Annotated in this window: 13 protein-coding genes and 1 pseudogene; 7 read left to right on the plus strand and 7 right to left on the minus strand. The window is 70.5% G+C overall.

Going from position 1 to position 12,465, the window contains the following annotated elements; translation table 11 throughout:
* Positions 1–6 precede the first annotated feature (6 nt).
* On the minus strand, positions 7–1,008 hold the full coding sequence (locus AC1DS4_RS04815) for a uroporphyrinogen decarboxylase/cobalamine-independent methonine synthase family protein (RefSeq protein ID WP_477615150.1): 1,002 nt from the start codon (positions 1,006–1,008) through the stop codon (positions 7–9).
* A 59-nt stretch (positions 1,009–1,067) separates the two neighbouring features.
* On the opposite strand from AC1DS4_RS04815, the gene AC1DS4_RS04820 reads away from it, so the two are divergent.
* On the plus strand, positions 1,068–1,484 hold the full coding sequence (locus AC1DS4_RS04820; protein WP_477615149.1) for a hypothetical protein: 417 nt from the start codon (positions 1,068–1,070) through the stop codon (positions 1,482–1,484).
* Positions 1,485–1,492: 8 nt separating this feature from the next.
* On the opposite strand, the gene AC1DS4_RS04825 is transcribed toward AC1DS4_RS04820, so the two are convergent.
* The gene (locus AC1DS4_RS04825) at positions 1,493–2,467 is read right to left on the minus strand and encodes a S1C family serine protease (protein WP_477632564.1); all 975 of its coding nucleotides are present in this window, start codon (positions 2,465–2,467) and stop codon (positions 1,493–1,495) included.
* Between the two features lie 257 nt (positions 2,468–2,724).
* Here AC1DS4_RS04825 and AC1DS4_RS04830 point away from each other — a divergent pair, with 257 nt between their 5' ends.
* From AC1DS4_RS04830 to AC1DS4_RS04840, 3 genes are all read left to right on the plus strand, one after another.
* Positions 2,725–3,054 (plus strand): hypothetical protein, encoded by a 330-nt coding sequence (locus AC1DS4_RS04830; protein ID WP_477615147.1) that lies wholly within the window; start codon positions 2,725–2,727, stop codon positions 3,052–3,054.
* A gap of 223 nt (positions 3,055–3,277) precedes the next feature.
* The gene (locus AC1DS4_RS04835; protein WP_477615146.1) at positions 3,278–3,508 is read left to right on the plus strand and encodes a hypothetical protein; all 231 of its coding nucleotides are present in this window, start codon (positions 3,278–3,280) and stop codon (positions 3,506–3,508) included.
* 151 nt (positions 3,509–3,659) lie between these two features.
* Positions 3,660–4,283: an antibiotic biosynthesis monooxygenase gene (locus AC1DS4_RS04840; RefSeq protein ID WP_477632563.1), complete on the plus strand. Its 624-nt coding sequence runs from the start codon at positions 3,660–3,662 to the stop codon at positions 4,281–4,283.
* A gap of 109 nt (positions 4,284–4,392) precedes the next feature.
* On the opposite strand, the gene AC1DS4_RS04845 is transcribed toward AC1DS4_RS04840, so the two are convergent.
* The 3 genes from AC1DS4_RS04845 to AC1DS4_RS04855 are packed head-to-tail and all read right to left on the minus strand — an operon-like array spanning position 4,393 to position 7,054.
* Positions 4,393–4,776: an MmcQ/YjbR family DNA-binding protein gene (locus AC1DS4_RS04845; RefSeq protein WP_477615144.1), complete on the minus strand. Its 384-nt coding sequence runs from the start codon at positions 4,774–4,776 to the stop codon at positions 4,393–4,395.
* A 5-nt stretch (positions 4,777–4,781) separates the two neighbouring features.
* On the minus strand, positions 4,782–5,867 hold the full coding sequence (gene mnmA / locus AC1DS4_RS04850; RefSeq protein ID WP_477632562.1) for a tRNA 2-thiouridine(34) synthase MnmA: 1,086 nt from the start codon (positions 5,865–5,867) through the stop codon (positions 4,782–4,784).
* On the minus strand, positions 5,867–7,054 hold the full coding sequence (locus tag AC1DS4_RS04855; RefSeq protein WP_477615142.1) for a cysteine desulfurase family protein: 1,188 nt from the start codon (positions 7,052–7,054) through the stop codon (positions 5,867–5,869). Before AC1DS4_RS04855 ends, mnmA begins: the two co-directional genes overlap by 1 nt.
* Before the next feature lie 137 nt (positions 7,055–7,191).
* On the opposite strand from AC1DS4_RS04855, the gene AC1DS4_RS04860 reads away from it, so the two are divergent.
* The 3 genes from AC1DS4_RS04860 to AC1DS4_RS04870 all read left to right on the plus strand — a co-directional run bounded on the left by AC1DS4_RS04860 (position 7,192) and on the right by AC1DS4_RS04870 (position 10,420).
* Complete coding sequence (locus tag AC1DS4_RS04860; protein ID WP_477615141.1) at positions 7,192–7,695, plus strand: SigE family RNA polymerase sigma factor; 504 nt, start codon at positions 7,192–7,194, stop codon at positions 7,693–7,695.
* Positions 7,685–8,842, plus strand: a complete 1,158-nt coding sequence (locus tag AC1DS4_RS04865; RefSeq protein WP_477615140.1) for a hypothetical protein — start codon at positions 7,685–7,687, stop codon at positions 8,840–8,842. Before AC1DS4_RS04860 ends, AC1DS4_RS04865 begins: the two co-directional genes overlap by 11 nt.
* Before the next feature lie 117 nt (positions 8,843–8,959).
* Positions 8,960–10,420 (plus strand): S8 family peptidase, encoded by a 1,461-nt coding sequence (locus tag AC1DS4_RS04870; RefSeq protein WP_477615139.1) that lies wholly within the window; start codon positions 8,960–8,962, stop codon positions 10,418–10,420.
* A 187-nt stretch (positions 10,421–10,607) separates the two neighbouring features.
* On the opposite strand, the pseudogene AC1DS4_RS04875 reads toward AC1DS4_RS04870, so the two are convergent.
* Together AC1DS4_RS04875 and AC1DS4_RS04880 are read right to left on the minus strand one after the other, a co-directional pair.
* Positions 10,608–11,474: pseudogene (locus AC1DS4_RS04875) on the minus strand (electron transfer flavoprotein subunit alpha/FixB family protein); the annotation flags it as partial.
* A 47-nt stretch (positions 11,475–11,521) separates the two neighbouring features.
* Complete coding sequence (locus tag AC1DS4_RS04880) at positions 11,522–12,304, minus strand: electron transfer flavoprotein subunit beta/FixA family protein (RefSeq protein WP_477615137.1); 783 nt, start codon at positions 12,302–12,304, stop codon at positions 11,522–11,524.
* Positions 12,305–12,465: the final 161 nt, after the last annotated feature.

Raw genomic sequence — 12,465 nt, forward strand, 5'->3', positions numbered from 1 at the left:
GGTGGGTCAACTCTCGGCTCGTTCCGACCATTCCGCGGCCACGGCGACCGCTGCGCGTTGAACGCGCCAGGCCCCCTCTGGTGTGAGTCCGGGCAAACCGCAGGCCGGGCTCGCGGTGAGGTCGCCCAAGGACTTCGCAGACATCCCGGCGTCGTGCCAGCCGCGGCTCACCACGTCGGCGGCACCGCGGACGGTGCCGCTGGCATCGGTCGGCAGGCACCCGGCATACAAGGCCACGCCGTCCTCGACGGTGGCGGCGATCGACTCCCAGCGCTGGGGGGTGAGGGAGGTGACGTCGAGGCTCACGGCGCCGACCCCGGTCGCCCGGAGCAAAGGCAGGGGTATGCCGGGATCGCAGCAGTGCACGACCGTCGCCGCTGCCTCGATGGCGGGGTTGTCGGTCGCGGCGGCGAGCACGTCGCGCAGACCGTTCATGGCGGCGAGGGGGTCGACGGGGCGCAGGTGCCCGTAGCCGGAGGCCGTGGGCAGGTGACCGGCGAGGACGGCAGGCAGGGACGGCTCGTCGAGCTGCAGCACGAGCGAGGCACCGGGGACGAGGCGGGCGACATCGGCCAGGTGGACCCGCAAACCCTCGGCGAGCGAGCCGACGAGGTCGCGCAGCGCCCCCGGATCGGCCAGTGCCTTCTCACCGCGCTGGAGCTCGATGCCGGCGGCGAGGGTCCACGGGCCGGTGCACTGGATCTTGAGGTCACCCGCGTAGCCGTCGAACGCCTCGGCGAGCTCGTCGAGGTCCTGGCCCAGCAGGGCCTTGGTGCGCTGGGCGTCGTGCCCGCCGCGCTCGACGAAGCGCCAGCCGCTGGGCTGGAGGTCCACGTGCAGGTCGACCAGCAGTCCGGCCGCCCGACCGATCATGTCGGCGCCGGGTCCGCGAGCCGGGAGCTCTGGCAGATAGGGCAGGTGTCCGTCACCGAGGATGTCGCGGACGCCCTTGAGGGCTTCGCGGATGTCGGTGCCCGGGAGAGATCCGATGCCGGTTGCGCGAGCCACGCCCCGAGACTAGTCAGCGGTACCGACACGCCTGAGGGCAGGATCCCTAGTCTCTACCCATGGCTCGAGTGGACCCGGACGACGACAGCATCCGTCGCTTCGTGGTGCATCACCACCGCTACGACCCGCAGCGCCGCGAATTTCGCAACGTCGCTGTGGCCGCGTTCGACAACGCCGACGAGTTCGACGCCGCCCTTCGCGAGACAAGCGCTGGCATCGAGCGCCGACGTCGGTCAGGCGAACCCGTCGACCGCCGCGAGCACGCGTCGGGCACCGAGTACGGCCCGGGCGCTCGCGAGCAGGCCGCCTACGGCCGGTTCCTGCAACGCGCCGCCCGCCATGGCGTCGACGTGCGGCGCTTTCTGGCCAAGCGCGACCCGCCATCCAACATGGCGTTCATCTTCTTCGACAGCGACGACGGCGATGGCCAGACCGACACGGGACGCGGCGAGGACAGGGGCGAGGACGGCGGCTGACTGCTCCCTCAGTCGGGGAGCTCGCTCGGCAGGACCACCGCGTCCACCAGTGCGCCGTTGCGGATGACGGTGACTTCCATCCGCCTCCCGATCGCCTCGGTGAACAGGCGCTTCTGCAGCGACTGGGCATCGCCGAGCGGGGCGCCGTCGATCGCAAGGACCAGGTCGCCCGCGAGCAGGCCACTCCTCGCCGCCGGGCTCTTCTCGACGACCTCGACCACTCGCAGCGCGCCGCGCTGCCCGTACCGCTCGGCCTGCGCCGGCGTCAGCCGTGCGGGAGTGCTCACGAGCCCGAGGTAGGCGCGCCGCACCCGCCCGTCGTGCATCAGCGCGTAGATGATCCGGTGGGTCGTGGCATTGATTGGTACCGCCATGCCGAGGCCGATTCCGGCGACAGCCGTGTTGATCCCGACGACCCGACCGCGGCTGTCGGCGAGCGCCCCACCGGAGTTGCCGGGGTTGAGCGCGGCGTCGGTCTGGATGACGTCCTCGATCAGGCGCGCGGTCGTGCGGGTACGCACCGGCATGCTGCGGCCGAGGGCGCTCACCACTCCGGCCGTCACGGTGCCCGACAGGCCCAGCGGGTTGCCGACGGCCACCACGAGCGAACCCACGAGGAGCGAGCTCGCGTCGCCGTACTCCGGCGGCGCCGGCACCTCGCGGTCCGCGCGGATGACCGCGATGTCGGACAGCGGGTCACGGCCAACGACCTCGAAGTGCGCGACCGTTCCGTCGGCGAACTCGGCACTGCCTCCGCTCGCGTCGCCGACGACGTGCGCGTTGGTGAGGAGATGCGACTCGCCGGTCAGCACCACGGCAGACCCCGAGGACTCTCCGCGGCGCGACCGGATCCGCAGGGCCGCAACCTTGGGCGTCAGCTGTGCCGCGACGGAGGTGACAATCGCCGAGTAGGCGTCCAGCGCGGCCGACTCTTTGGCCGGGTCAGAGGCCGCGGGGTCCGTGGCCGCCGGGTCTGTGGTCATGCCAGTGTCAACGAGCGGTCGGCACGGTGGGATTCCTGGGTTCACCGAGGGCGAACGACGCGGTCGCGGACCCGCGGTCGAACTCGGCACACAGATGCCCCGAACCTACCGATTCGCGCCCATTCCCTCGTCGAATCAATGCAGATGTTCTAGCCGGAGTCATGGCCCCGGTGGAGGCGGGGAGCCTGCATGGAGTTCTAGCGTCGAGGCAAGCCGCGCGATGTGCAGGGCGGCCATCTGCAACCGAAGGAGCACGCATGCGCCTCAAGCGTCTGATCATCGTCCCGGCGGCAGCCGGGGTCCTCGTCCTCGTCGGAGTGTCAGCCGCCAGTGCCGGCGAGATCACCGGCACTGGCAAGCCCGCGCAGGGCGCCGCCCACGCCAACTCGATCTGCGCGTTCTCCGGACTGGAGGACGGCGATGGTGCCGGGTTCCCCGGTCCCGGCGGTGCGCCGCCCCAGAACTGGGGCCACAGCAAGTCGTTCTTCGGGGCGACCCCAGCCGAGCGCAAGGCGTCGGGCTTCCAGCCGGGCGACTCCTGCAACGGTCACCGTGGCTTCCTCGCCGGTGGTGGCGAGGAGCCGTAACCAGGTCGCTGGCCTGACCCACGACTGGGCCCACTCTCCCCGAAGGGAGGGTGGGCCTCGTCATGTGGCGGAGACGGTTCCGGCCTGGAACCGGAGTCAACCGTGCTGTTACCCGGCTGATACCGCCTCAGCACCAGCCTGGAACCACCCCGTGTCACAACGGTCTGACCACGGGAGGTCCGGCACTCAGGTCGACCGCCCTCGACCCTCGAAGGAACCGATCATGTCCACCACTCGCCGCACCATCACCACCACGATCGCACTGGCCGGCCTGCTCGTCCTGGGAACCGGCTCCGTCCCTGCCACCGCCCGCCAGGACGCGGGCCCGACCGTCGTCCACACGATCCCCGACGAGGGCCACTGCCCGCTCGCCCGCGTGGGGACACAGTTCGTCAAGTGCGACAACCTCACCGGAAACGGCGTGCGGGCCCCGGGCTGGATCCCCCGCGCCTGAGCGTTCCTCTCCGATCGCCGGACGGCTCCTGCGTTCGGAGAGGGCACTCAAGATCCCCTGGGATCACTCTTGCCGCGGACCGGGCGTGGGAGCAGTGTTAGCCCTGACGGTAGCGCCGTCGGGGTGCTACCCCGAGCAGAGGAGTTTCGTCGTGTATGCACGAACCACAACCGTCCAGGCAGACCCCTCCAAGATCGACGACGGGATCGCCAACGTCCGTGACGAGGTCACGCCGGCGATCACCGCCATGGATGGATGTGTCGGGATGTCGATGCTCGTGGACCGCGCGTCCGGCCGCTGCATCGCCACATCGTCGTGGGAGTCAGAGGCTGCGCTGCGGGACAGCGCCGGCAAGGTCCTTCCGCTGCGTGATGCAGCCGAGCAGGCCCTGGGTGCCAGCACCAGCACCGTGGACACGTGGGAGGTCGCCGTCGTCCACCGCGACCACGCCATGCCCGAAGGCGCCTGCGCTCGGGTCACCTGGCTGAGCGGGATGGCCGATCATGCCGAACGCGCTTCCGACGTCTTCAGGATGGCCGTCCTCCCCAGGGTTCAGGAGCTCGATGGGTTCTGCAGCGCCAGTCTGCTCATCAGCCGCGAGACCGGCCGAGCGGTGGGCACCGTCACCTTCGAGCGCCGAGAGCAGCTCGAAGCCAGCCGCGATGCCGCTGCCGGCATTCGCGAAGCAGCGAGCAGGGACATCGGCTCGACCATCGACGACGTGGCAGAGATGGAGGTGGTGCTGGCTCATCTCCACCTCCCCGAGATGGTTTGACAGCAGCGTCAGGCACAACATGCCGGGATGGTCCCTGCCCCCGGACCATCCCGACCTCGCTCCCGGGTCCTGGAGTGCGCAGGCACCCTCGGGAGCGACGCGCCCGGACCTAGATCGCGTCGTGGTGCGTGATCAGCCGCTTGGGTGCAACGCAGCGCCAAGCGTCCTCGATGATCTCCTCGACGTGCGACCAGTCGATGTCGTCCACGTCGAGATAGACCCCGACCCACCCCCGATGACCCACATACGGCGGCCGGAAGTAACGACGCGGCTCGGCTGCGACCAGTGCGGACTGCACCCCTTCCGGTGCAGCCGTCCAGATCGCCGTGCGGTCGTCGTGGTGCTCCTGCGCCGCCATCACGAAAGCCTTCCTCCCACCGGCGAACCAGCAGGGCTCACCGTGCGACTCCCGTTGCTCCGTCTCCGGGAGCGCGAGACACAGCGACCGCACCCGCGCCAGCGGTGACCCGTCCTGGATCCCGCCGCGCACCATACGAGTCAGCGCTCGAGCCAGGCGGACGCGATCGTCGCCGAGCCGACCACGCGCGTTCCTTCGTAGAGGACCACTGACTGGCCCGGCGCGACGCCCCGGAGCCGACCAGCGAGCCGCACCTCCACGTCGTCTCCGGAGGCCCACGCCTGCGCGGGCACTTCCTCGCCGTGCGCGCGCACCTGGGCGCCCACCTCGACGACGCCCTCGGGCGGCGGACCGCACCACCGGGCGTGGTCACCGCGAATCGCGTTGACCCCCAACAGGTCTGACGTGCCGATCATGACGCGGTTGGCCGCCGCGTCCACCGACACGACGTAACGCGGGTCACCGTCCATGACCGACCGATCGAGACCCAGCCCCCGTCGCTGACCGACGGTGTAGGCATAGGCGCCCCGGTGCGCGCCCACCACCTCGCCCGACTCGGCGTCGACGATCTCGCCGGGCTGCTCCCCCAACCGAGACGTGAGCCAGCCGCGGGTGTCGCCGTCGGCGATGAAGCAGATGTCGTGCGAGTCGGGCTTGCTGGCGACGTAGAAGCCGCGCTCCTTGGCCTCGGCGCGGATCTCCGGCTTCGCCGTGTCACCCAAGGGAAAGAACGCCCGATCCAGCTGGTCGGCGTCGAGCACCCCCAGCACGTAGGACTGGTCCTTGGCCATGTCGACGGCACGGTGCAGCTCTCGGCCGCCGTCGTCGCCCTCGACGACCTGGGCGTAGTGGCCGGTCGCCACCGCGTCGAAGCCCAGCGCGACCGCCTTGTCGAGCAGCGCGGAGAACTTGATCTTCTCGTTGCAGCGCAGGCAGGGGTTGGGGGTGCGTCCGGCGGAGTACTCCGCGACGAAGTCCTCCATGACGTCGCGCTTGAACCGCTCGGCCATGTCCCAGACGTAGAAAGGGATCCCGAGCATGTCGGCGACGCGGCGGGCATCCCCGGCGTCCTCGATCGTGCAGCAGCCACGGGCCGACTCGCGCAGCGTCGCAGCACTCTGCGACAGGGCGAGGTGCACGCCGACGACCTCGTGCCCCGCGTCGAGCATCCGCCCCGCGGCGACGGCGGAGTCCACCCCGCCGGACATGGCGGCGACGACCCGCATCAGTCGGTCCATCCGCTGGCCCGCCGGGCGCGCTCGATCGCCGCGGGCAGGGCGGCCAGCACCGCGTCGACGTCGGCGTCGGTCGAGGTGTGGCCGAACGTCAGGCGCAGCGCACCCCGCGCGGACTCCTCGGGGATCCCCATGGCCAGCAGAACGTGCGACGGCTGCGGCACACCTGCCTGGCAGGCCGAACCGGTCGAGCACTCGACGCCGACGGCGTCGAGGAGGTAGAGGAGGGAGTCGCCCTCGCAGCCGGGAACGAGCAGGTGCGCGTTGCCGGGCAGCCGGTGTATGCCGTCGCCGGCCTCCCACGCGCCCGTCGCCCTGATGTCGTAGCCGAGATCCATCGCCGAACGGATCAGCCTGTCCCGCAACGCCATCAGCCGAGGTGCCTCCATCGAGATGCTGGCGACGGACTCCTCCATGGCCACAGCGAAGGAGCGGATCCCGGGGACGTCGAGGGTCCCGCTGCGGATCTGCCGCTCCTGTCCCCCACCAAAGGTCTGGGGCACGACCACTGCATCGCGGCGCACGAGCAGCGCGCCGACTCCCACCGGCCCACCGACCTTGTGGGCGGTGACCGTCATCAGGTCGGCTCCCGACTCGGCGAAGTCCACGGGGAGGTGGCCTGCGGCCTGCACCGCGTCGGTGTGGAACGGCACCCCGAACTCATGGGCGAGGGCCGCGAGCGCTGCCACGGGCTGCACGGTGCCGACCTCGTTGTTGGCCCACATGACGGTGACCAGGGCCACCGAGTCGGGGTCCTCCTCGATCGCGGCGCGCACAGCGTCGGTCGTGATGAAGCCGAGCGCGTCGGGCTCGACCCACGTCACCTTGGCCCCCTCCTGGGCGACCAGGTGCTCGACGCAGTCGAGGACGGCGTGGTGCTCGATCGCGCTGCAGACGATGCGCACCCGGCCCGGGTCTGCCTCCCGCCTCGCCTCGAACGTGCCGGCCACGGCCAGGTTGTCGGACTCGGTGCCCCCGGACGTGAAGACCACCTCGGACGGTCGTGCGCCGAGCGCCTTGGCCAGCCGCTCGCGCGACTCCTCGACGACCCTGCGAGCCATCCGGCCGGAGGTGTGCAGCGAGGACGCGTTGCCGGTGGTGGCCAGCTGGTCGGCCATCGCCGCGATGGCCGATGGGAGCATCGGCGTGGTGGCGGCATGGTCGAGGTAGGCGGTCACCGTCGAAAGTTTACTCGTCAACCGCTCAACCTTCGGTCGGAGTGTGGCGTTGGGTACGTCAGCGGGCGACGAGCCCCGGCCGCTGCCGTGTTCGGGACTACCGTCAGGGCTCGGGACTGTCGGGTGGAGGGGGCGGGGTGCAGCAGAGCGAGGAGGCCGCGTTCGGGCAGTTCGCGGAGCGGGTCATGCCCCGGCTCCTGCGGACGGCCTGGCTCCTGACCGGTGACCCGAACCGCGCGGAGGACGCCGTCCAGGAGTCACTGGTCCGGCTGTTCGGGGTCTGGCCAAGGGTCCGTCTCGACGAACCCGAGGCCTACTGCCACCGCATCCTGCGCAATCTCGTGGTCAGCACCTGGCGCAAGGATCGCCGGCTCGTGCTGGTCGAAGACGTCCGGGACGACGTCGACGAGCGCAGGGCGACCGACGACGCCGGCACGCGGCTCGACCTCGTGCGGGCCCTCCAGGAGCTGCCCGTTCGCGAGCGCGAGGTCGTCGTGCTGCGCCACTACGCCGACCTGTCCGAGCGCGCCGTCGCCGAGCTGCTGGGAGTCAGCGTCGGCACCGTGAAGTCGTCGTCCTCCCGCGGGCTCGAGCGCCTGCGAAGCCTCATCTCCGACAAGGGGGAAGCCCATGTCCAGTGACCTCGACCTCATCGAACGCCTTCGCACGGACCCCGCCCCGGCCATGCACGTCTCCCTCGCGGACGTCCTCGCCGAAGGACGTCGACGCCAGCGCCGCCGGACCGCCCGGTGGCTTGCGGCCGGTGCTGCAGCGGCCGTCGCCGCGGCCCTGGTGGTGGCAGTTGCGCTCCAGCTGTCCGGTGAGGCACGCACCGCCCCACCTGCCGGCACCCCCAGCGGCATCACTTCCGGCAGCTATGTCTGGCAGCCGACGAACCCCGAGCTCTCCGGGGCGACCACCATCGTGGCATCCGGGGGCTCCTATGCCCTGCGGGTGGACGGTGGCGTGATGACCGTCAAGGTCACCCGCGACGGCGCCAGCGCCCCGCCCCTCAGCGCGGCCCTGCTCCGCACCGGGGCGGCGTGGCGGGAGGTCGACGGCACCTCGGGGCAGCGCGTCCTCGTCGGGGTCGTCCGCGGCAAGGCCGACGACATCGTCTACCAGCCCAGCCTCGCCGCCTCCATGGCCGAGCACACCGTGGTGACGCGGGATGCCGGTGACTTCACGGCATACGTCATCTCGTTTGCCGCGCCGCAGGCGGTGACCACCATCGCCAGGGACGTGGGCTGGCTGACGACCAACGCAGGCATGCCCAGCTGGGCCCTCGGCGACGGTGGGGGCGGTGCGGGTCTGGCGCTGGACCTGGACGGTGAGGCCCCTTCCCTGCTGCCGCCTTACGACGTGACCGTCACCGGACCGCCGTCGACGACCACGCCGCCGAGGAAGGCCGTGGAGCTGACCATCTCGCTGGGCGAGGTTCGCCTGGGAGCCCCCCTGACGGTGAGCGTCGACCGAGGGGCCGTCGTCGTGGGGTCCGGGGGGCTGCAGACCGAGCTCGCCGGCGCGGACCCGGAGACCGCCTTCGGCTACGACACGATCGCCCTGGCGGACGGCCGGTCCCTGGTGTGGGGAGTACTTCCCCAGGGGATCAAGTCCGTCCGGCCCACGGTGGACGGCGGAGTGCGCGTGGGTGTCCCGGCGCTCGCCAACCTCGTGGTCCTGCCGTACACCGTGTTCGCCGTGCTCGTCGAGGGCACGCCGGACCACGTGGTGGGCCTCCAGGCGGAGTTCGCAGGGCGTCCCGGTGGCATCAGCGTGACGCAGTAGCACGGGGCCCGGCTTTCCTGACCGTCCCTTTACCTACCGGGCGTAACCGCGCCCGCCTCCCCTCGTTGGACACGGCATACCGACCACCACCGGTGCTGGTCTCACGAAGGGAACTACATGCACACCGCGAAGAGAACCCGGGCAGTCGTCGCGACGGCCGCCACGGCCGCCCTGGCCGCCATGGCCCTCGCCACGCCCGCTTCGGCAGGCCTGCTGTCCTCAGGCAAGGCCCTCGCTCCGGTCCAACCGTGGCTGGCTTCCCAGCTGGGGGTGCTCAAGGCCGCCACCCCGACCACCGTCCTCGTGCACGGCACGGACACCGCGGCCGCCACCCAGGCCGTGCAGGCGGTTGGCCTTCGCAAGGTGACGACGTTCGACAAGATCGGCGTCGTCGTGGCCACGGGACTCCCCGCCCAGGTGCAGGCAGTCCGGTCACAGCCCGGCGTGACCTACGTCGAGGGCAACCAGCCCATCGAGATGCTGCTGTCGACCTCCAACAAGGCCACCCGCGGCGACGAGGCCCGCAACACCCTCACCGGCGCCAACGGGACCGCGCTCGACGGCAAGGGGGTCTCCGTCGCGGTGATCGACTCCGGGGTGGACCCGACGCACCCGTTCCTGAAGAACCCCGACGGCACCTCCGCCGTCGTCAAGAACCTCAAGATGGTGTGTGAGCCGCTCACCGAGAGCACCTGCGCCCCCGTCGACGCCGGCTCGGCCAACACCGACCTGCTGTCCGGTGGCGGGCACGGCATGCACGTCAACGGGATCGTCGCGGGTCGCGACGTCACGCTGTCAGACGGCACCAAGATGCACGGTGCCGCCCCGGGCTCGAGCCTGGTCAGCATCAGCACCGGTGCCGTGCTGTTCATCATCGGCGCCGACGCAGCCCTCAACTGGGTGCTCGAGAACCACAACGCCCCGTGTGGCGCGGGCGTCCCGGCCAGCACCTGCCCGCCGATCAAGGTGACGTCGAACTCCTACGGCCCCAGCGGTGGTGGCGCGTTCGACCCGAACTCGGCCACGGCCAAGATCCAGCGTGCACTGGTCAAGGAGGGCGTCGTCTCGGTCTGGGCCAACGGCAACGACGGCGGCGACGGGTCGAAGGACCTGTCCAACCCGCCCGGCAAGGACCCGACCCCCGGCATCCTGTCGGTGGCCTCGTTCTTCGACCAGAACACCGGCACTCGCGACGGCACCGTCTCGGACTTCTCGAGCCGCGGCAAGGCCGGCGACAAGTCGACCTACCCGGACATCTCGGCGCCGGGTGAGGACATCACCAGCTCGTGTCGCGTCTACCTGCCGATCTGCTCCTCGGGGCTCGATCCGAAGGACGGCGGCGACTACAACACCATCAGCGGCACCTCGATGGCCACCCCGCACATCTCGGGCATCGTCGCGCAGCTCTTCCAGGCCAACCCGAACGCCACCCCGGCGCAGATCGAGGCCGCGATCGAGTCGACTGCCTACAAGTACACCAACGGTGCACCCTACGAGGCAGGCACCAATGGCACGACGAGCTTCGACAAGGGCCACGGCCTGGTCGACGTCGTCGCTGCCGCCAACGCCATCCGCTAGCAGCCAGCGGAAGGTCGCGAGGTTCCCGGGCCCTGTGAGGGGGACCCGGGAACCTCGTCCGGTACCTGCGTGCGCACGGCGCAGACCGGGGGAACGCCTCGGACCACCCCCTGTGGTCCGGGGCGTTCTCGGTGTGCCGGGTGGCCGGCATACCAAGCCTCCGTGCACAGGGGTATGCCGCGTGGCCGGCACCCTCGTCCTTGTTGATGGCGATGATCGTCTTGGACGTCTGCATGCCCGCCCGGTGCTGGATGGCGCCGGAGATGCCGCACGCGACGTAGAGCTGCGGCGAGACCTGCTTGCCGGTCTGGCCGACCTGCGAGGTGTGCGGGTACCAGCCGGCGTCGACGGCGGCGCGGGAGGCGCCGACAGCGGCACCGAGGGAGTCCGCGAAGGTCTCGACCGGCGAGAAGTCGCCGCCGGTGCCGCGACCACCGGAGACCACGATCGCGGCCTCGGTCAGCTCAGGGCGGCCGGTGGCTTCCTTAGGCTTGGACTCGGTGACCTTGGCGCCCTTGGCAGCCTCGGAGATGGTCGGCTCGAACGCCTCGTCGGCGGCCGCGCCGGCAGCCTCCTCTGGAGCGGCCGAGTTGGGCTTGACCGTGATGATCGGGGTGCCCTTGGTCACGGTCGACTTCACGCTGTAGGAACCAGCGAAGACCGACTGGGTGGTGGACACGCCGCCACCCTCACCGGCCTGCACGTCGACGGCGTCGGTGATCAGGCCGGAGTCGGTCTTGATGGCCAGCCGGGCGGCGATCTCCTTGCCGGCGGAGTTGCTCGGGATGAGGACCGCGGCAGCGGAGGTCTTCTCGACGAGCTGCGCGAGCAGCTCGGCCTGGGGCGCCACGAGGTAGTCGGTGACGTCCGCGTTCTCGACGCGGTAGACCTTCTCCGCGCCGTACTTGGCCAGCGTCGCCTTCGCAGCGTCGAACCCGGAGCCGACGAAGACGGCGCTGGGCTCGCCGAGGCGGCGGGCGATGGTGAGCAGTTCTGAGGTGGTCTTGCGAACGGTGCCGTTCGCGTGGTCGACCAGGACGAGTACTTCAGCCATGAGTGGTTCCTCTCTTAGGCGTTGTTGGGGAGCTCAGGCTGGCCGGCTCAGATGAACTTCTGCGCGGACAGGAACTCCGCGAGCTTGGTGCCGCCGTCGCCGTCGTCGGTGACGATCTGGCCCTGCTCGCGCGGGGGGCGCTTGGTGAACGACTCGACCTTGGTCCAGGCGGCGTCGAGGCCGACCTGCGAGGCGTCGATGCCGAGGTCGGACAACGCCCACTCCTCGACCGGCTTCTTCTTCGCGGCCATGATCCCCTTGAACGAGGGGTAGCGCGGCTCGTTGATCTGGTCGGTGACCGACACGAGCGCAGGCAGCGTCGCGACGATCGTCTCCGAGGCGGCGTCACCGTCGCGGCGGATCGTCACCGTCGAGCCGTCGACGGACAGCTCGGACGCGAAGGTCGCCTGCGGCAGGCCGAGACGCTCGGCGAGCATCGCCGGGACGACGCTCATGGTGCCGTCGGTGGACGCCATGCCGGTGATGACGAGGTCGGGGGTGCCGGTCTTCTTGATCGCCTCCGCGAGGACCAGCGAGGTCGCCACGGCGTCGGAGCCGTGTATCGCGTCGTCCTTGACGTGGATGGCCTTGTCGGCGCCCATCTGCAGGGCCTTCTTGAGTGCGTCGGCCGCCTGGTCCGGGCCGACGGTGACGACGGTCACCTCTCCCTCGCCGGCCTCCACGAGCTTGAGGGCCTCCTCGACGGCGTACTCGTCGAGCTCGGACAGCAGACCGTCAACGCCCACTCGGTCGGTGGTGTTGTCGGAGTCGTTGAACGTGCGGTCGGACTGTGCATCCGGCACGTACTTCACGCAGACGACGATGTTCATGAACTGATCGTCCCCTTCTTGGAATGGATACCGCTGGGATCGACATCGGGTATCGACAGTGAGTATCGAAAAATGGGTCAGGTGCCATCCTTACAGCCCGCGCCCCCGATCGACACGCCAGCACCGCGTGACGCTCACCACGAGGCAAACCGCGCAAGTCC

The organism is Pedococcus sp. P3_C7, assembly GCF_056402615.1.